The 16,939-nt window shown below is 55.1% G+C and carries 14 protein-coding genes and 1 pseudogene; 12 read left to right on the top strand and 3 right to left on the bottom strand.

Annotated features, from left to right (window positions below; genetic code table 11):
* Positions 1-4: 4 nt before the first annotated feature.
* The 7 genes and pseudogenes from C816_RS02955 (at position 5) to C816_RS02925 (ending at position 8,416) form a co-directional block, all read left to right on the top strand.
* Positions 5-769: a type IV secretory system conjugative DNA transfer family protein gene (locus C816_RS02955; protein ID WP_016320930.1), complete on the top strand. Its 765-nt coding sequence runs from the start codon at positions 5-7 to the stop codon at positions 767-769.
* Between the two features lie 706 nt (positions 770-1,475).
* Positions 1,476-3,383, top strand: coding sequence for a group II intron reverse transcriptase/maturase (gene ltrA / locus C816_RS02950; RefSeq protein ID WP_016320929.1), 1,908 nt, complete (start codon positions 1,476-1,478; stop codon positions 3,381-3,383).
* Positions 3,384-3,565: 182 nt separating this feature from the next.
* On the top strand, positions 3,566-4,261 hold the full coding sequence (locus C816_RS02945) for a type IV secretory system conjugative DNA transfer family protein (protein WP_371254357.1): 696 nt from the start codon (positions 3,566-3,568) through the stop codon (positions 4,259-4,261).
* Between the two features lie 595 nt (positions 4,262-4,856).
* Positions 4,857-6,674 (top strand): reverse transcriptase/maturase family protein, encoded by a 1,818-nt coding sequence (locus tag C816_RS02940; protein ID WP_016320927.1) that lies wholly within the window; start codon positions 4,857-4,859, stop codon positions 6,672-6,674.
* Positions 6,675-6,789: 115 nt separating this feature from the next.
* A pseudogene (locus C816_RS24700) lies at positions 6,790-7,050 on the top strand (type IV secretory system conjugative DNA transfer family protein); the annotation flags it as partial.
* A 91-nt stretch (positions 7,051-7,141) separates the two neighbouring features.
* A complete protein-coding gene (locus C816_RS02930; RefSeq protein ID WP_016320925.1) occupies positions 7,142-7,477 on the top strand; it encodes a TrbC/VirB2 family protein in 336 nt (111 codons plus the stop codon).
* Between the two features lie 99 nt (positions 7,478-7,576).
* On the top strand, positions 7,577-8,416 hold the full coding sequence (locus tag C816_RS02925; protein ID WP_016320924.1) for a VirB6/TrbL-like conjugal transfer protein, CD1112 family: 840 nt from the start codon (positions 7,577-7,579) through the stop codon (positions 8,414-8,416).
* Between the two features lie 5 nt (positions 8,417-8,421).
* Here the strand turns inward: C816_RS02925 and C816_RS02920 are convergent, their stop codons facing one another.
* Positions 8,422-9,015, bottom strand: a complete 594-nt coding sequence (locus tag C816_RS02920) for a hypothetical protein (protein ID WP_155978877.1) — start codon at positions 9,013-9,015, stop codon at positions 8,422-8,424.
* A 154-nt stretch (positions 9,016-9,169) separates the two neighbouring features.
* Between C816_RS02920 and C816_RS02915 the strand changes: the two genes are divergently transcribed.
* Positions 9,170-9,514, top strand: coding sequence for a PrgI family protein (locus tag C816_RS02915; protein ID WP_016320922.1), 345 nt, complete (start codon positions 9,170-9,172; stop codon positions 9,512-9,514).
* A complete protein-coding gene (locus C816_RS02910) occupies positions 9,507-11,837 on the top strand; it encodes a VirB4-like conjugal transfer ATPase, CD1110 family (RefSeq protein WP_016320921.1) in 2,331 nt (776 codons plus the stop codon). The genes C816_RS02915 and C816_RS02910 overlap by 8 nt, the downstream gene beginning before the upstream one ends.
* A 72-nt stretch (positions 11,838-11,909) precedes the next feature.
* On the opposite strand, the gene C816_RS02905 is transcribed toward C816_RS02910, so the two are convergent.
* Positions 11,910-12,461 carry a hypothetical protein gene (locus tag C816_RS02905; RefSeq protein WP_207636879.1) on the bottom strand — a complete coding sequence of 184 codons (552 nt, stop codon included), beginning with the start codon at positions 12,459-12,461 and terminating at the stop codon, positions 11,910-11,912.
* Positions 12,462-12,579: 118 nt separating this feature from the next.
* Here C816_RS02905 and C816_RS23395 point away from each other — a divergent pair, with 118 nt between their 5' ends.
* Both C816_RS23395 and C816_RS02895 read left to right on the top strand, forming a co-directional pair.
* Positions 12,580-14,841 (top strand): C40 family peptidase, encoded by a 2,262-nt coding sequence (locus tag C816_RS23395; RefSeq protein ID WP_016320919.1) that lies wholly within the window; start codon positions 12,580-12,582, stop codon positions 14,839-14,841.
* A gap of 129 nt (positions 14,842-14,970) precedes the next feature.
* The gene (locus C816_RS02895; protein ID WP_016320918.1) at positions 14,971-15,828 is read left to right on the top strand and encodes a hypothetical protein; all 858 of its coding nucleotides are present in this window, start codon (positions 14,971-14,973) and stop codon (positions 15,826-15,828) included.
* Positions 15,829-15,878: 50 nt separating this feature from the next.
* Here C816_RS02895 and C816_RS02890 read toward each other — a convergent pair whose 3' ends face one another.
* Positions 15,879-16,058, bottom strand: a complete 180-nt coding sequence (locus C816_RS02890) for a helix-turn-helix domain-containing protein (protein WP_242832099.1) — start codon at positions 16,056-16,058, stop codon at positions 15,879-15,881.
* A gap of 135 nt (positions 16,059-16,193) precedes the next feature.
* On the opposite strand from C816_RS02890, the gene C816_RS02885 reads away from it, so the two are divergent.
* A complete protein-coding gene (locus tag C816_RS02885) occupies positions 16,194-16,676 on the top strand; it encodes an SLOG family protein (protein WP_016320916.1) in 483 nt (160 codons plus the stop codon).
* Positions 16,677-16,939: the final 263 nt, after the last annotated feature.

Below are 16,939 nucleotides of genomic sequence, written 5' to 3'. Positions count from 1 at the left end.
GCCTATGAAGAAACAGCAAGAGAGCGGCATCCTCCCGTGGGCGCTGCTGACGGTTCCGGTCCTGTGGGCGGCGGCAATTATGGCCTACGCCTACGAGGACGGCATGAACATCTTTGACCTGCTGGGGCGTTTCACCGTTTTGGTGGAGCGCCCCTTTGCCATCGGCTGGACGGCCCATACCCCGAAATTCATGTTGATCGGACTGTTCCTGTATGGCGGGGCCGCCGCGCTGTACCTCTCCACCAAGGAGAACCGGCGCCCCGGCGAGGAGCACGGCTCCGCCCGCTGGGGCAGCCCCCGGCAGCTCTGCGCCAAGTACCGGGATAAAGACCCCATGAAAAATACCATCCTCACGCAGAATGTCCGCATGGGGCTCAACGGGAAAAAGCACCGGCGAAATCTCCTGCAAATCGTGATCGGCGGCTCCGGCGCGGGCAAGACCCGCTTTTTTTGCAAGCCCAATCTCATGCAGGCGAATTGCAGTTTTCTTGTGACTGATCCCAAGGGAGAAATGCTGCGGGCCGTGGCTCCGCTGCTCATTCAAAAGGGTTATATCATTAAAGTGTTTGACCTGATCGACCCGGCCAACTCCGACGCCTTTAACCCCTTCCCCTATATCCGGGACGACAAGGACGCCATGAAGCTGGTGCATAACCTGATCCGCAACACCACCCCCAAGAACGCCAGCAACAATGACCCGTTTTGGGAGAGTGCGACACGTTCGCATACAAACACTATTCCACAGGGAGTAAAGCTCTGTGGGCGTTAAGACCAGGTAGTGCTAAAAATGCGGTGTTTCCGAGTTAATCGGAAGCAATAACTGATACTGCAATAGGTGGAATGAAGGAGTAACGCCCTGAAACGCCTACCCTGAAAACTACGGCTGGCGTTGGCTGGAAACGGCCAGGGTCAGGAGCCCGTTAAAGACGGCTGACTGCGTTCGCTCTGCGCGTGGTAAACAATGGAAACAGCGGCAGTTGCAAAGCAAGCCAGAGGTGGCTGTGAGCGTTAGGCCGGGGGTCTATAAAATGCCTATGGCGAGAATGTCCGAAAGGGCAGGCCAATCTGCGATAGTACGGGTCTAAAAGAAGCATGGGGCTAATCCCCCTATCCCGCAAGGGAGCCAGTGTGGACGAGTAAGAATTCTCCCTATGAAACTCCATGCGCCGTTACAGGCGGCGGCAAGCTGGCAGGCCCATAGCAGAAACCTAAGGGCATCTGGAAAGATAGCAGTATCGGAACGTGGTGAAAGCCTATCGCGTATATCATGGGCCAACGTGATATATAAGCTGTCGAATCATATAAGCAGTTGAAGCGGTGGGTAAAGTAGTGGCGATAGCGATGATGTTCTCTGTAATGGGGAACGGAGTGACAGCCACAAGTCAACAGCAATACAAAACACTAATCACAAGTGAACAGTAGGATTTCGGGTACGACCAAAAGGTCAATCTTCCCCAAGAGGAGTTGATGCCTATATGGTTACCGGGAACAAGAAAACCAAGCAAACAAAGAAACCGAAAAAAGTAAATAATCTCAGGTATGCCGAGTATTACGATATGCAGGGAACCTTTGATGAACTGTTCGCAAAGTCCAAAAACGGTGAAGTATTTGGTAATCTGTCTGAGTTGATTTTCAGCAGAGACAACATTTTACTCGCCTATCGGAACATCAAGGGCAACGGCGGAAGCGTGACGCCCGGCACAGATGGGCTGACCATCCGGGCGGTTGAAAAATATACCCCGGAAGCATTGGTTCAGAAGGTGCGCAATATTGTCAGGAACTACAGCCCGAGGGCCGTGCGGAGAAAGGAAATTCCCAAACAGAGCGACCCGAGCAAGACCCGCCCGCTGGGGATTCCCTGTATCTGGGACAGACTGATACAGCAATGTATTTTACAAGTATTGGAGCCAATCTGCGAAGCGAGATTCAGCGAAAACAGCTATGGATTCCGACCAAACCGAAGCTGTGAACACGCGATTGCGGCGGCCTGCAAACATATGCAACTGTCCCATATGCAATATGTTGTTGAGTTTGACATCAAGGGATTCTTTGACAACGTGGACCACTCCAAACTCATCAAGCAGATGTGGGCGCTGGGAATCCGGGACAAGCATCTGATTTACATCATTAAGCGCATTTTGAAAGCCCCGGTTCAGTTAGAAAACGGCGCTATCGTGACCCCTGATAAGGGTACGCCGCAGGGCGGCATTATTTCACCGCTGCTGGCAAACATCGTGCTGAACGAACTGGACTGGTGGGTGGACAGCCAGTGGCAGAATCATCCAGTAGCTGTGGCCAGAGGTAAAAACAGGCAGATAAAAGAACGTATCGTATTTGATAAAAGCAACGGCTATGTGGCAATGCGGCGAACAAACCTAAAAGAAATGCACATTGTCCGCTATGCCGATGATTTCCGCATATTCTGCCCTACAAAAGACTGTGCGGACCGAACGCTGATTGCTGTTACCCAATGGCTGAAAGAGCGGCTTCGTCTGGACGTATCGCCAGAAAAGACGCGGGTGGTCAATCTCAATAAGCATTATTCTGAATTTCTCGGCATTAAAATGCGCCTGCGACAGAAGAAACACAAACAAATTGTCCAATCGCGCGTCAGTGAAAAGGCGGTCAAACGGATTACGGCGGAAGCAAAGCGAAAAATCAAGGATATTGCGCGGCCGCCCAAGGGCATGACAGAAGCAAGGGCAATTCTCAACTACAATGCTTTTGTCATGGGAGAGCATGAGTATTACCAGATAGCAACAGGTGTCAGTGTTGACTTCCGCGACATCGGCTACCAAGTCAATCGGACAATGAAGCGTCTGGGCGACAGGCTGAAAAAGGAGCCAAAGGATAAAATCGGCGGAGCTGTTGTAGACCGATATGGTTCCTCTAAGCTAATTCGGTATATCAAAAATCTCCCGATTGCGCCCATTAGCTATGTGCGAACACGCGGCCCCAAATATAAAAATCCGCTGATTCAAAAGTATACGTCGGAGGGCAGAGCGAGAATCCATGAAAATCTTGCCTTCGATACCCGAATGCTCCACGCCCTTCTGCGTCAGGAGATTCACAGCCAAAGCGCCGCCTATGCCGACAACCGGCTGTCACTGTTCTGCGCACAGTACGGAAAATGCGCCGTTACCGGGCAGGTATTTGAAACGCTGGGCGATGTTCATTGCCACCATAAACTTCCCTTGGCCATGGGCGGTAAGGATAATTACCAGAATTTGATTCTTGTCCGGGAAAGTGTACACATCCTGATTCATGCCACATCTGAGCCGACCATTGCAAAGTATCTTTCTCAGTTAGCCTTAAACAAAAAGCAACTTGCAAAACTCAATAAACTCCGCAAAGAAGCGGGAAATCCGCCTATTTCTGCTTAATCGGTTTCGGCAGGAACAGGCACAGACCACTTAAAAATGTTCATGGTAATAACTTGTGATAACGTGTGCGAATTACTGTTGATGGAGCGCCGTGTGACGGGAAAGCCGTCATGCACGGTGCGGAGCGGGGGAAAAGCCGGAAACGTTAGATACTGTAGGCTTACCTATCGCTATAAAGCGAAATTGCCCTGGACACCGCCCTGATCCTCTACCTGCTCCATGAAGCGCCCCCGGAGGAGCAAAACTTTGAAATGGTCATGTATATGATCGAGAACGGCGGGGCCAGGGAGGACAGCGACGACTTCCAATCCCCCCTGGACCTGCTCTTTGAAGCGCTGGAGGAGGAGGACCCCAGCCATATCGCTGTGCGGGAGTACAAAATTTTCAAGCAAGCCGCCGGCAAAACCGCGAAAAGTATTCTTCTGTCCGCCGCCGTCCGGCTGTCCGCGTTCATCATCCCGGAGATCGTCGGCATCACCACACGGGACGATATGGAGCTGGGCCTGATGGGGGACCGCAAGCAGGCCGTCTTTGCCATCATCCCCGATAATGACGGTACATTCAACTACCTTGTGGGGATGCTCTACACCTGCGCGTTTCAGGCCCTCTACTATCAGGCGGACAAGGTACACCAAGGGGCGCTGCCTGTTCCGGTCCGTCTGATGATGGACGAGTTCTGCAACGTCTCCCTGCCGGACGATTTTGGCAAGCTCCAGGCCACCATGCGCTCCCGCAACATCATGTCCACCATTGTCCTGCAAAATATCTCCGCTCTGAAAGCTCTGTTCAAGGACGATTGGGAGGGCCTGATGGGCAACGCGGACACATTGATCTATTTGGGTGGAAATGAGCAAAGTACCCACAAAGTGCGCACGTAAGAACAGCCCATTCGCTGTTCGCGGTGCAGCTAAAATACTGCCTTGAGCAAGCAGTAGGAAAAGAATATCAAGCGATGCAAATCGCAGCCTATCACCCCCCGGCTTATCTGGACAGGGAAACCTGACAGGGAGTGTAGCATGCCGGAGAGCACGTGGTCACAGAGTTCCCCTGGGGTCACAAGGTGCAAACAGGGTGAAAATTTATGTATGAGGATGGAAGCTAAACTGCTTGAATGACAGCCGGAGATTGGGCCAAGTGCGCGCCTGCGCCGTATGGGAGCTAAACTCGGCGCTGTTCTGGCGGAGACATTTATTTGTGGTGCCTCTGTGGGATATTCCAGAACAAATCCAGCTACGGGAAAGTGGAAAACGGCGAACGTCACATTCCGAAAACATAAAATGCTCATGTTTTAGCTGTACTAAACGTGGATTGCCTAAAGCGGAATGCCCTCTCATTTGGGGCTATGGGCATCGGCCCTGAAAATCCGCCATGGCAACAGAGTCCCCATAGTAGTCTGCGGCGGTAATGCCGTCCACATGGCGAAGGGGGACAGTCTAATGTTCAATACACAGAAAGGACGGTGCGAGAGGCACTATGAGAGAACCAATCCATGTATTGAAAGGTATTCAGCAAAAAGCAATCGACAAAACATACAAGTTCCAACGGCTATACCGGAATTTGTACAACCCTGAATTCTATCTGCTGGCCTATCAGAATATTGCCAAATCTCAAGGCAGCATGACGGCGGGCGCGGATGGAATCACCTTGGACGGAATGAACATGGCGAGAATCGAAGCCATCATTGCGTCCATCAAAGACCGCAGCTACCAGCCGAAGCCTGCCCGCCGGACGTATATCATGAAGAAAAACGGCAAAAAGCGTCCGCTGGGCATCCCCTCCGCAAATGACAGACTGGTGGAAGAAGTCGTGCGTATGCTGCTTGAAGCCATCTATGAACCGGCATTTTCCAAATACTCTCACGGATTCCGACCCCACCGCAGCTGCCACACAGCGTTAAAGGAAATTCAACTGACTTTTTGTGGCACAAAGTGGATTATCGAGGGAGACATTCAGGGCTGCTTTGACAGTTTTGACCACCATGTTCTCATTGACCTGCTGCGCAAACGCATCGAGGATGAAGCCTTTCTCTCCCTGATGTGGAAGTTCCTGAAAGCGGGCTATATGGAGCAGTGGACTTATCACGCAACCCATAGCGGAACACCTCAAGGGTCTGGTATGAGCCCTATTCTTGCCAATATCTACATGAGCGAGTTAGACCAATTTATCGCACGGAAGATGCTGGAATTCCAAAGGAAGGAGAGTTACCGAAAACCCAGCAAGGAGTACGAGAAAATACACAGAAAGTACCTGTACTGGATGAAACGCTATAAAGAACTGCGGGATATGGGCCGTTTGGATGAATCGGAGCAGGCTTTGCAGACGATGAAATCCTGCCGGAAAATCATGTTTCAGACCAACGGCCACGACCCCTTTGACCCTGATTTCAAGTCCATTCAGTACAACCGATATGCAGATGATTTTCTTGTTGGGGTCATTGGCTCAAGGCAGGAGGCGGTAAGCCTCAAAGAGCAAATTGCGAATTTTCTGAAAGACCACCTGAAACTGACGCTGTCCATGGAAAAAACAAAGGTGACCCATTCCAGCCAACGAGTGCGCTACCTCGGCTACGACATTTTCGTCAGCCGGAGCAAAGACACCAAGCGCAGCAAAAACGGAACATTGCGCAGAGCGTGGTATGGGACGGTGAATCTGCGGATGCCCCATGAAAAATGGCAGTCCAAACTTCAGGAATACAAAGCCTTCATCATTACGCATGACCAGCATGGCAAAGAGCAGTGGAGAGCCATGCCGCGGCGTTCTCTCGTCAACCGGGAGGACATTGATATTCTGCGAAAATTCAACTCCGAAATCAGCGGGCTGTATCAATACTACAGGCTGGCGCTGAACGTTTCCACACTGAACAAATTCCTATATATCATGGAATACAGCATGCTAAAAACCTTTGGCATGAAGTATCGCGCTAAAGTCAGCAAAATCAAAGAAAGGTATGTCCGAAATGGACACTTTGGCGTGGACTACATGACCAAGGCGGGGCCCAAACGCTGCGAGTTCTATCACGACGGATTCCAGATGAACGAGCAAGCCGCGCCCGTCTATGCAGACATTCTTCCAGAATATAGGAAACGTCAGTGGAGCAACAGCCTTGCTAATCGGCTCAAAGCGGGGACCTGTGAAATCTGTGGCCTGAAAACGGACAGCATCCTGATTCATCATGTGAAGAAACTGAAAAAGCTCAAAGGCAAAGACATTTACGAGCTCAAGATGCTGGAAATTCGGAGAAAAACTCTGGCCTTATGCCAAAATTGCTATTTCGATTGCCATAACTGCTGATGCCCATCGTTAGATGGAGAGCCGTATACTCCGAGAGGGGTACGTGCGGTTCGGAGGGGAGGGAGCCGAAACCTGCCGGGCGCAACTCGGTAAGGCGCGGCTGCCCTTACCCTATTACATCTCTGAGATGCTGGGAAAGGAGACGCTGGACACCCGGAACCGAAGTATTTCCAAGGGCTCCCACGGTTCCAGCTCCACATCGTACCAGCAGACCGGCCGCGAATTACTTACACCAGATGAAGTGCGGGCCATGGACAACACCTATGCCATCGTCTTTATCCGGGGCGAGAGGCCGGTCATTGACAAGAAGTACGACATTCTCAAGCACCCCAATATCAAGCTGACTGAGGACGGCGGGGCCGCCCCCTACATCCATCATCCCGGCCTGACCTTCGCGCAGGAGGACCTGAGCCTGCCGTTCGAGGGCCTGGACAATATTATCATCATTGACGAGGAGGAACTATCCAATGAAAAAGACCGTTGAAACCATCACCGCCCGCCAGCGCCGGGCCAAGCGCCGCTACTTCACCGCCGTTCTGACCCTGGCCCTCTGCACTGCCATGACCTGCCCGGCCTTCGCCGCAGGCAGCGACCCGCTGACCATCGTAAATAATCTTTCTGATTTTATCTTCTCCATCATCAAGGCCGTGGGCGTGATCGTGCTGGGCTGGGGCATCGTCCAGGTGGGTATGTCCATCCAGTCCCACGACGCCAGCCAGCGCACCCAGGGCTTCCTGTGTCTGTTCGGCGGGCTTATGATAGCCTTTGCTAAGGAGATTCTGACCACCATCGGCGCACTGTAAGCCGCCCAGGGGGGCGGGCCGGAGGGCTCGCCCCCTACCTTATAATATATTGTCGAAATGCGTCTCAATTTGAGCCGCATTTTGGGAGGTGACTTTCTTTTGAGCGATAACTGGATCGTTGGAAACCTGCAATCGGCTTTCAACACCTGGAATGGAAAGCTGACAGAGATATGGTCCCTCATTACCACTACGCCAGAAGGGTTCCGAGGCGGTACGGTATGGGGGACCATCGTTACCATCAACGACGCGATGAAGGCCGTGGGCTACGGCCTGCTGGTGCTGTTCTTCGCTATGAGCATTTTCCAGACCGCCGCCAGTTTCCGGGACTTTCAGCGCCCGGAATTTGTACTGCGGCATTTCATCCGCTTTGTGCTGGCAAAGCTGGCCGTCGGCTCCGCTATGGAGATCATGACAGGCATTTTCTCCGTTTGCGGCGGCATTGTGCAGACCGTCATGGGCGGTATCGGCGGTATGGCCGCCGCCAGCATCACAGTCCCCCAGGAGATCGTGGACGCCATCGAGGGCGTGGGCTTTCTCGCCAGCATCCCTTTGTGGCTGGTGTCCCTGCTGGGCAGCCTGTTCATCACCGTCATGTCCTTTATCCTGATACTCACCGTATATGGCCGCTTTTTCCGGCTGTACTTCTACACCGCCCTGGCCCCGCTGCCCCTGGCGTCCTTCGCTGGGGAGGGGACCAGCTTTGCCGGGACCGCTTTCCTGAAAAGCTATGTGGGCGTGTGTCTGGAGGGGGCCATTATCGTACTGGCCTGCCTGATCTTTTCCGCTTTTATGTCCAGCGGCACTCCCGTGGTGGACACCTCTCTGTCCGCTGTCACCATGAGCTGGCAGTACATCGGGGAGACCATTTTTAACATGATGGTACTGGTGGGACTGGTGAAGGGCGCGGAGCGGATCGTGAAGGAGATGTTCGGCCTGTAAAAGCATCATTTTTCTCTATGCGCGAATTTTTCCGCGTCAAATGCGTAGACATCCAAATCGCCGTAGTAGGCGCATATCCCTATCCGGGGGGAATTTGTTACGGGCAGAGAAAATTCTTCAATTTCACTCTCATGGGCACAGGCTTTGCAGAGAAACGGTTCCTTATGCTTATAGATGTTATTATCCGTACTGACATAGGCCGCAGGCGCCCCGCACCTTGAGCATGGGATCAACGGCGGGATATTCCGGGCAAGAAGCCGGACGGCCGCCTTTTGCGGCTCCCGGCGTGTATGGCCCGCCACCGTGATAAGCGTCTCCGTTGTATCCCCAAAATCATACTCATGCAGGAATTGTTCTCCCGGCTCAAACGTGCTGAATTTCCGGCTGTTCTTCATCTCCTGATGACCTTTTCCGAAAAAGGCGCTCATGTGTCCGCAGCACTCCAGCCATATTTCACGCAGAAAGCGGTCGAGACTGTCCAGTCCTGCCGTCAAAGGAACATCAAGGAACAGCCAATAGTCCTTATAATACGCCCCTTCGATTTTGAGCAAGGCACATTCCTCGCCGGTCTCCGGCCCATTGTACTGATGCACAGCCAAATGCTTTTTCACCCCGGCTTTGCTGAGTTCTTTTCCACAAATATAGCAATTACCCCTGGCAGCCATAGCAAACCCTTCCTCACAAATAAAATGATAAATTGTAATGTCGAAATGTGTCTCAAGTTGAGACGCATTTCAGAAAAGGAGCGACTATATGGAAATCAAAATCCCCAAGGAAGTACGCCAGCACAAGGAGACTATTTTCTTTGGTCTGTCTGTCCGGCAGTTCGTTTGCGCGGTGCTGGCCGTGGGCACGGCTGTGGGCGTGTACTTCCTTCTGAAAACTATCACCGGCCCGGAAACCGCAAGCTGGGCCTGCATCGTGGCGGCGGCTCCCGTGGCCGTCACCGGCTTTTTCCAGTACAACGGCATGACCTTTGAGCAATTCCTATGGGCCTTTTTGAAATCTCAATTCCTCTGCGCCGGGCCCAGGGTGTTCCAGTCGGAAAACCTCTACTGCGCGGCGCTGACCAAGAAGGGGGTACAAGACTATGATTAAAACCCTGGCCGCCGCCAACAAGAGCGAACGGGAACCGTTCAGAATCCCCCGCAGCGTGCAGCAGTCTATTCCCATCCAGCGGGTGTTCCGGGACGGCATCTGGCAGACGGGCCGCAGCCGGTACAGCCGGACGTGGCGTTTTGCGGACATCAACTACTCCGTGGCGTCCCATGAGGACCAGCAGGAAATGTTTCTGGCCTACTGCGGCGTTCTCAACAGCCTGCCCACCGGGGCCACCGCCAAAATCACCATCAACAACCGCCGTCTCAATGGCACTGACTTCCAGCACAGCGTCCTCATGCGGCTGAAAGGGGACGAGCTGGACCGCTACCGCCAAGAGTATAACGGCATCCTCACCGAGAAGGCGCTGGAGAGCAACAATCTCATTCAGGACAAATACATCACGATCTCCGTTGCCCGGAAGAACATCGACGAGGCCCGCACCTTTTTCAAGCGGGTGGATATTGACCTGTCCAAGAGCTTCGGCAAGCTGGACAGCGGGGCCAAGCCCCTGGACAACCATGAGCGCCTGCGGATCTTCCATGACTTCTTCCGGCCCAGCGAGGAACGGGACTTTCAATTCGACCTCTCCGCCGCCATGCGCCGGGGCCATCATTTCAAGGACGCCATCGCCCCGGACGGGATGCAGTTCAAAGCCGACCACTTCGAGCTGGGCGGCAAGGTGGGCCGCGTCCTGTTCCTCCGGGAGTATGCCAGCTACATCAAGGACCGCATGATTACCGACCTGTCCGACTTCTCCCGGAACCTCATGCTGTCCATTGACATTCTGCCCATCCCCACCAATGAGGCCGTCAAGGAGATGCAGTCCCGGATTTTGGGCGTGGAGAGCGACATCACCCGCTGGCAGCAGAAGCAGAACGCCAACAACAACTTTACCGCCACCGTCCCCTATGAGCTGGAACAGCTTCGGGCGGAGAACAAGGAATTTCTGGACGACCTCAGCACCCGCGACCAGCGCATGATCTTCGCCAATGTCACCCTGGTCCACATGGCCGACACGTTGGAGCAGTTGGACGCGGACACGGAAACTTTACAGGCCATCGGCAACGAGAGCCTTTGCCAGTTTTCCGTTTTACGTTACCAACAGGAGGACGGGCTGAACACCGCCCTGCCCTATGGCCTGCGCCGGGTCAGGACCACCCGCACCCTCACCACCGAGAGCGCCGCCGTTTTAATGCCCTTCCGTGTCCAGGAGATACAGGACGCCGGGGGCATCTACTACGGCGTCAACGCCGTCAGCAAAAACCTCCTGATCTGCAACCGAAAGCGGCTGTTGAACCCCCACGGCTTTATCCTGGGCGTGTCCGGCTCCGGCAAATCCTTCAGCATGAAGGAGGCCATTACTTTTATTGCTCTGTCCACCAGTGATGATATTATCATCATCGACGCCGAGCGAGAATATGGCGACCTGACCCGTGCCCTGGGCGGGGCCGTGATCGAGATTTCCCCCAACAGCCCCCACCACATCAACCCTCTGGAGATCACCAGGGGCTACGGCACCGGCGAAAACCCCGTGGCGATGAAGTCCGAGCTGCTTATGAGCATTTGCGAGCAGCAGATGGGCGCGGGCCAGTTGGGGGCCTTCCATAAGTCTATCATTGACCGCTGTACCGCCAATGTCTACCATGAGCTGATCGCCAGCGGCGGCAAGTCCCGGCAGCCCATCCTGTCCGACTGGCGAAACGAGTTGAAGCGCCAGCCGGAACGGGAGGCGGAGGAACTGGCCCTGGCCTCCGAGCTGTTTGTGGAGGGCAGCTTGAATATGTTCGCCCACGAGACCAACGTGGATATTGCCAACCGGATCATTTCCTTCGACCTGTACGAAATGGGGGAGCAGCTCAAGCCCACGGCGCTGAACGTCACACTGGAGACCATTCAGAACCGCGTGGCCGCGAACCGTCTGGCCGGGAAATACACATGGGTATTCGTGGACGAGGTGTACTTGTTCTTCCGCTACTACTACTCCGCGCAATTCCTGTATAAGTGCTGGAAGCGGTTCAGAAAATACGCCGCCGCCATGACCGCCGCCACGCAGAATGTGGAGGAATGTCTGCGCTCCGACACCGCCCGGCTTATGTTCGCCAACAGTGAGTTTTTGGTGCTGCTGAACCAGGCGGCCACCGACCGGGCCGAGCTTGCCAAGCTGCTGAATATCTCCACCAATCAAATGTCCTACATCACCAGCGCCGAGGCGGGCCACGGCCTGATCCGCGTGGGCGGCTCCATCGTCCCCTTCGCCAACGAGTTTCCCAGGGATACGGAGCTGTACCGCTTGATGACCACGACCCCCGGTGACAGGTAGAACCATGTCGAAATGCGTCTCAATTTGAGACGCATTATCAGCCCTTCACCGATGCCGGTGGAGGGCTGATTTTTATTGACCTGCCAACTCCCGGTATGCGGCGACCTCTTGATAGAACTGCTCCGCATAGTCACGGGCCAGCCGCTCCACTTCCACAGCCTGTTCCTCTTTCGAGAGACGGTTCATGTAATGCAGCGGCTGGTCTGGATATTCCGCCGCGATACGGCTGGCCGCGCAGTTGGTCAGGACGTGGGCCAGCAGCTCCCGCAGCACTTCCGGCGGGAGCTTACCGGCAACAGGATAAAACACATCTTCAAAGACCGGAATGTCCCCAAAATCAGAGAGCGTCCTATATGCCGGAATATCCCCAGGTACTGCTTGCAGCAGAAGCATATAAGCGGTGTTGTCCCGCCAGTTGTCATAGATTGAGGCCAAGAGGGGCCTGTCCCCACAGCGCAGGCCATAGGGCTCCAGGTGCTCCAGCAGGATAAGGCAGAGCGCCCGGACCGAAGCGGTGGTCCTGTCCTGGGCATCCGGGAAATAGGGCTTTACCTGGTTTATCAGCCAGTCAAAGTCCATCTGTTTTTCCAGCCTGCGGGCAAAGGAAGTTTTCGGCACCATCATTTCAAGAGTAAAGCCCAACAGAATCACCCCCCATTGTCCACATTCTACCATGGCCGCACCATTTTGTATATCTCAATTTTCATACCAAGAGCGTTATTTTGTAAAAAGGGGGAATATCATGCCGTCACCCAAGGAAAAGCCCAAAGGGGCGAAAACGAAAAAGAGCGCCGGGAAAGTCGCCGCCCGGTCCCAGCCCGCCATTTCCGCGAAGCAGGCGGCCAAGCTCTTGAAGGATAAATACGTCCAGCAGCTTGACCAGCACCAGCCGGAAGGCGAGAGCATCGAGGTCCAGGCCGTCGATCAGGTGGAGGGGGCCGGGCGCTGGGCCGTGGACGAGCTTCTGACCCATGAGCGGCCCCGTTCTGACCGCCAGCCGGACAAGCGGATCAAGGAGCGGCCCAGGGATGTGCCGGAGACACCGGCCCCTGCGGACGCCCCGGCATCCGTCCCGGAGGGCGAAAGCCCGCCGCCCCGCCAAACCAGCGTGAGCTTCCGCCAGCGTGCGGGACCCTTGCCAAAGGAGCGGGCAGCCCAGGTGAAGGGACAGCGCCCGCCAGCGCCCCCTGCGGAGCACTCCGCGCCAGCAACGCCCGCCGCACCAGCGGACACACCCGCCCACACCATGCGGATCAAGGAGCGTCCCGTCGTCCGACTGAAAGAGCAGAGGACCGGGACCGCCGCTCCCAGCATAAAAGAAAAACCTTCTTCTCTCTCAAATCAATCTATCCCATCCATCAAATCAATCCGATCCATCCCACCTTCCAATGGGAGGCCAGCGGCAGGCCCTTCCACCTACCCGACGGGAAAGCAGTTAGGCGCGGGGCCGCGCTCCATTCGCAGGAGCGTCAGCACCGCCGCCAAACCAGCCAGTTCCCCGGCGGCCCCAGGCAGTTCCGCCCGATTGAAGCGGGAGGCCCGCCGTCAGACAGTTGGAAAGCCCCGGCAGGGCCTGTCGCAACAGCCGGGACCCTCCGCCCAGGGCAAGACCCCCGGCGCTTTGAACTCTGTCCGCAGTACGGGCCGGGATATACTCCCGCGCACAAGAGCAAGCGCCAAGGGCAGCACCCCCAAAATCCGGGGAGCCGTCTACCGAAAAGGCGTTTCCGCGCCCAAAGCCGCACGCGCCCCAATCAAGTCCGCTGTCTCCCGGCCTGTCCGGGGCCTCCGGCAGAACGCCCAGCGGCGCATGACCCAGCGAGCCGTACAGCAGGCGGGGAAAGCGGCCAAAACCTCAGCCGTGGTCCTGAAAAAAGCGGCGGTTGCTGTGACAAAGGCGGCGTCTGCCCTTGTCAGCGCCCTTGCAAGTATCATCGGCGGCAGTATCCTGCTGCTGGCCCTGGTGGTAGTCGTGGTGATCGCCGCCATCGCCAATTCTCCCTTCGGCCTGTTCTTCGCTCAGGAGCCGAACGCGCCGGGTGCTGTATCCGTTGCCCAGGCGGTGGGGACGGTCAACATGGCCTACAACAGCCGGTTGGAGCTGCTGCAAGCCGGGGACTATGACACGATTACCCTGGACGGGCAGGCCCCGGACTGGGCGGACGTGCTGGCGGTATTTGCCGTCAAGACCGCCGGGGCCGATGTGGACGGCCTGGACGTGGCCACGCTGGACTCCGACCGGGTGAACAAGCTGACCGCTGTGTTTTGGGATATGACCGGGATCGCCGTATCGGAAGATACCATTGACCATCCGGCCAGCGGCGATACAGAAGCATGGACGGAGAAGGTTTTGCATATCACCATCACGCCCAGGACAGCGGACGATCTGCGTGTCTCCCATGCTTTCTCCGACTACCAAAACAGCGCCCTTGATGAGCTGCTGGCCGACCGGGCCGCGCTGTCCTCTCTGGCCGGGAGCCTTGCTATCACCAGCGCCGATGTGCGGGAAGTGCTGGATGCCCTGCCGGACGGTCTGGACCCGGCCCGCCGGGAGGCCGTACAGACGGCCCTCCAGCTGGTGGGCAAAGTCAACTACTTTTGGGGCGGCAAGAGCCGTGCCATTGGCTGGGACTCCCGCTGGGGACAGCTTACTAAGGTGTGGGCCGCTGGAAGCTCATCTACCGGCACTTACCGGCCGTTTGGCCTTGACTGCTCCGGCTTTGTGGATTGGATATTCAACAACAGCCAGGGCTATATCATAGGCCACGGCGGGGGCGTAATCATGCAGCACCGCTACTGCACCAATATTTCCCAGACCGAGGCCCAGCCGGGGGACCTGGCTTTCTACCCGGACGACAGCCACATCGGGATCATTGTGGGCCGGAACGAGGCCGGAAAGCTGCTGGTTTGCCATTGTGCCAGCGGACAGAACAATGTTGTCGTAACCGAGTTTGGCGCGTCCGGCTTTACCGTTGTAGGAAGGCCGGATATTTTTGGCCCATGATAATGTCGAAATGTGTCTCAATTTGAGACGCATTTCCCGATGGCCCTATACTGCCCATTGTGGCGGTATAGGGCCGATTTTTTGCGTTTTCCGGCGAAAAATGTTAGCATTTTCGGGGGTGATTTTACTATGCTGACCTGGAGTACACTCGACATTTTAAGCTATGGGGCGGGGACACCCAGCACAACGCTGGCCCTTATGTCCTGCCAGAACGCCCAGCGCGGCCCGCCCTATCCGTTTCCAAAGGTGCCCGTCTATGACGCGGTGATCTTCTGCGACCTGCACAGCGAACCGGGCTGGGTGTATGAACAGGCCGCCTTCGTTGCCGCCGCCTGCCGGGAGGCGAACATACCATTTTATCGCCTGGACGCCGATTTATATGGGGACTTCACTCGCAATTTTGGCCGCGCCCGTACCGCCTGTATCCCGTTCTGGACCCTGGGGGACGATGGCAAAAAGGGGAAGATGCCCCGGCAATGCACCTATGATTATAAAATCAAGGTCATTGAGAAATTCGTGCGCTATGAGCTGCTGCGCTACAAGCCCAGGGAGCGCACCCTGCCGCTGGACGTTCACGCCCATTCTCTCCACATGGGTATCATGTGGGAGGAACGGCGGCGGGCGAAGGAGAGCAAGCAGACCCTGTTTGTCAACCGCTATCCGCTGGTGGAAATGGGTTGGACACGGGCCGAATGTTACGCCTACAACAAAATCGTATGGGGGCTGGCGACCAGGGCGAGCTGCTGCCTGTTCTGCCCCTATCATACCAACTATTTTTATCAGTATATCCGGGAGCATGAGCCGGGCTGCTACGCCTGCGCCCTCCAGGTGGACGCGCTGGTGGAGACCCATCAGGCCCGGCCCCCACTGAAAAGCAAGTTGTTCCTGTCCAAATCCAGAAAGCGCCTGCGGGATCTGACGGAAGAGGACTGTCAGGATAAACAGACCTTCCTATACTTCCAGACGCCGGTATGGAACGGCTTTTGACCGTCTGCGAATATCGTCGAAAAATGCGTCTCAAGTTGAGACGCATTAAATCACGGTTGGCTGTCATCCTTCACAAAGCGAACAATATCGCTGGGGGAGCAATCCAATATCGTACACAGCTTTTCCAGCGAGAGCATAGTGATGTTCTTATTCTTTTTCAGCCAGTCCAGGGTACGGCGGTCTACTCCGGCCTGAATAAGCGCATATTGAGATACGCCCTTCTTTTTCATTGTGTCCCACAAAGGACTGTAATCGACCACACCGCCACCCCCCTTGGAGATAGTACCTCCATTATAGGGTTGCCGAAAGATTTTGAATATTGCACATATATGTGCAATATGGTATGCTCAGAAAGGGTGGTTTTTATGAGAAATGAAACCTGCTGTTTTACAGGCCACCGGCAAATACCACCGGGGGAGCGGGCAGAAATCGCAAGCAGGCTGGAGCGTGTCATTAGTGATTTGTACCAACGGGGCATCCGATACTACGGTGCCGGGGGTGCCCTGGGATTTGATGCCCTCGCCGCCCGGACGGTGATCCGTCTGCGGGAGAACTGTCCCGGCATGAAACTGATCCTCGTCCTGCCGTGCCTGACACAGACACGGGGATGGAGGCCGGAGGATATAGCAGAGTATGAGCGCATTAAGGCCCAGGCAGATAAAGTCGTCTACACGGCCCAGCAGTACACGCCGGGCTGTATGCACAGGCGCAACCGCCATTTGGTAGACAACAGCGGCGTGTGCGTCTGCTATCTGACCAGGAACAGCGGGGGGACTGCTTACACCGTCAATTACGCAAAGAAACAAGGGGTAAATGTATTCAATATTGCCGAAAATATCAAACTTTGAATCACTTTTTTGCCAGCAGAAAAAATTTTTTCAAAATATGTGCCGAAACTACCCGGTTGGGGAGTGGACAAAAAACGAGCGATTTTGGTAGAATATTATGTACTTATGCGAAAGTGAAAATTTACACTTATTTTACAAGAAAGGGGTTGCAATTTTCATGCGGATGTGCCACACTTTAGCAAGCAAGCAAGCAAGCAAGCAAGCAAGCAAGCAAGCAAGCAAGCAAGCAAGCAAGCAAGCAAGCAAGCAAGCAAGCAAGCAAG

Origin of the sequence: Oscillibacter sp. 1-3 (assembly GCF_000403435.2) — a bacterium.
In the GTDB taxonomy this organism is placed as follows: Bacteria; Bacillota; Clostridia; order Oscillospirales; family Oscillospiraceae; genus Oscillibacter.
The sequence above is the reverse complement of the archived record's forward strand: the minus strand, read 5'-3'. Positions and strand labels throughout refer to the sequence as shown.

Bases quoted from the DNA above. Each gene is read 5' to 3' on its own strand.
- C816_RS23395 (WP_016320919.1), top strand. From the start codon at position 12,580: ATGCCGTCACCCAAGGAAAAGCCCAAAGGGGCGAAAACGAAAAAGAGC.
- C816_RS02915 (WP_016320922.1), top strand. From the start codon at position 9,170: ATGGAAATCAAAATCCCCAAGGAAGTACGCCAGCACAAGGAGACTATT.
- C816_RS02910 (WP_016320921.1), top strand. From the start codon at position 9,507: ATGATTAAAACCCTGGCCGCCGCCAACAAGAGCGAACGGGAACCGTTC.
- C816_RS02940 (WP_016320927.1), top strand. From the start codon at position 4,857: ATGAGAGAACCAATCCATGTATTGAAAGGTATTCAGCAAAAAGCAATC.
- C816_RS02890 (WP_242832099.1), bottom strand. From the start codon at position 16,058: ATGAAAAAGAAGGGCGTATCTCAATATGCGCTTATTCAGGCCGGAGTA.
- C816_RS02930 (WP_016320925.1), top strand. From the start codon at position 7,142: ATGAAAAAGACCGTTGAAACCATCACCGCCCGCCAGCGCCGGGCCAAG.
- C816_RS02895 (WP_016320918.1), top strand. From the start codon at position 14,971: ATGCTGACCTGGAGTACACTCGACATTTTAAGCTATGGGGCGGGGACA.
- C816_RS02885 (WP_016320916.1), top strand. From the start codon at position 16,194: ATGAGAAATGAAACCTGCTGTTTTACAGGCCACCGGCAAATACCACCG.
- C816_RS02955 (WP_016320930.1), top strand. From the start codon at position 5: ATGAAGAAACAGCAAGAGAGCGGCATCCTCCCGTGGGCGCTGCTGACG.
- C816_RS02905 (WP_207636879.1), bottom strand. From the start codon at position 12,461: ATGATGGTGCCGAAAACTTCCTTTGCCCGCAGGCTGGAAAAACAGATG.
- ltrA (WP_016320929.1), top strand. From the start codon at position 1,476: ATGGTTACCGGGAACAAGAAAACCAAGCAAACAAAGAAACCGAAAAAA.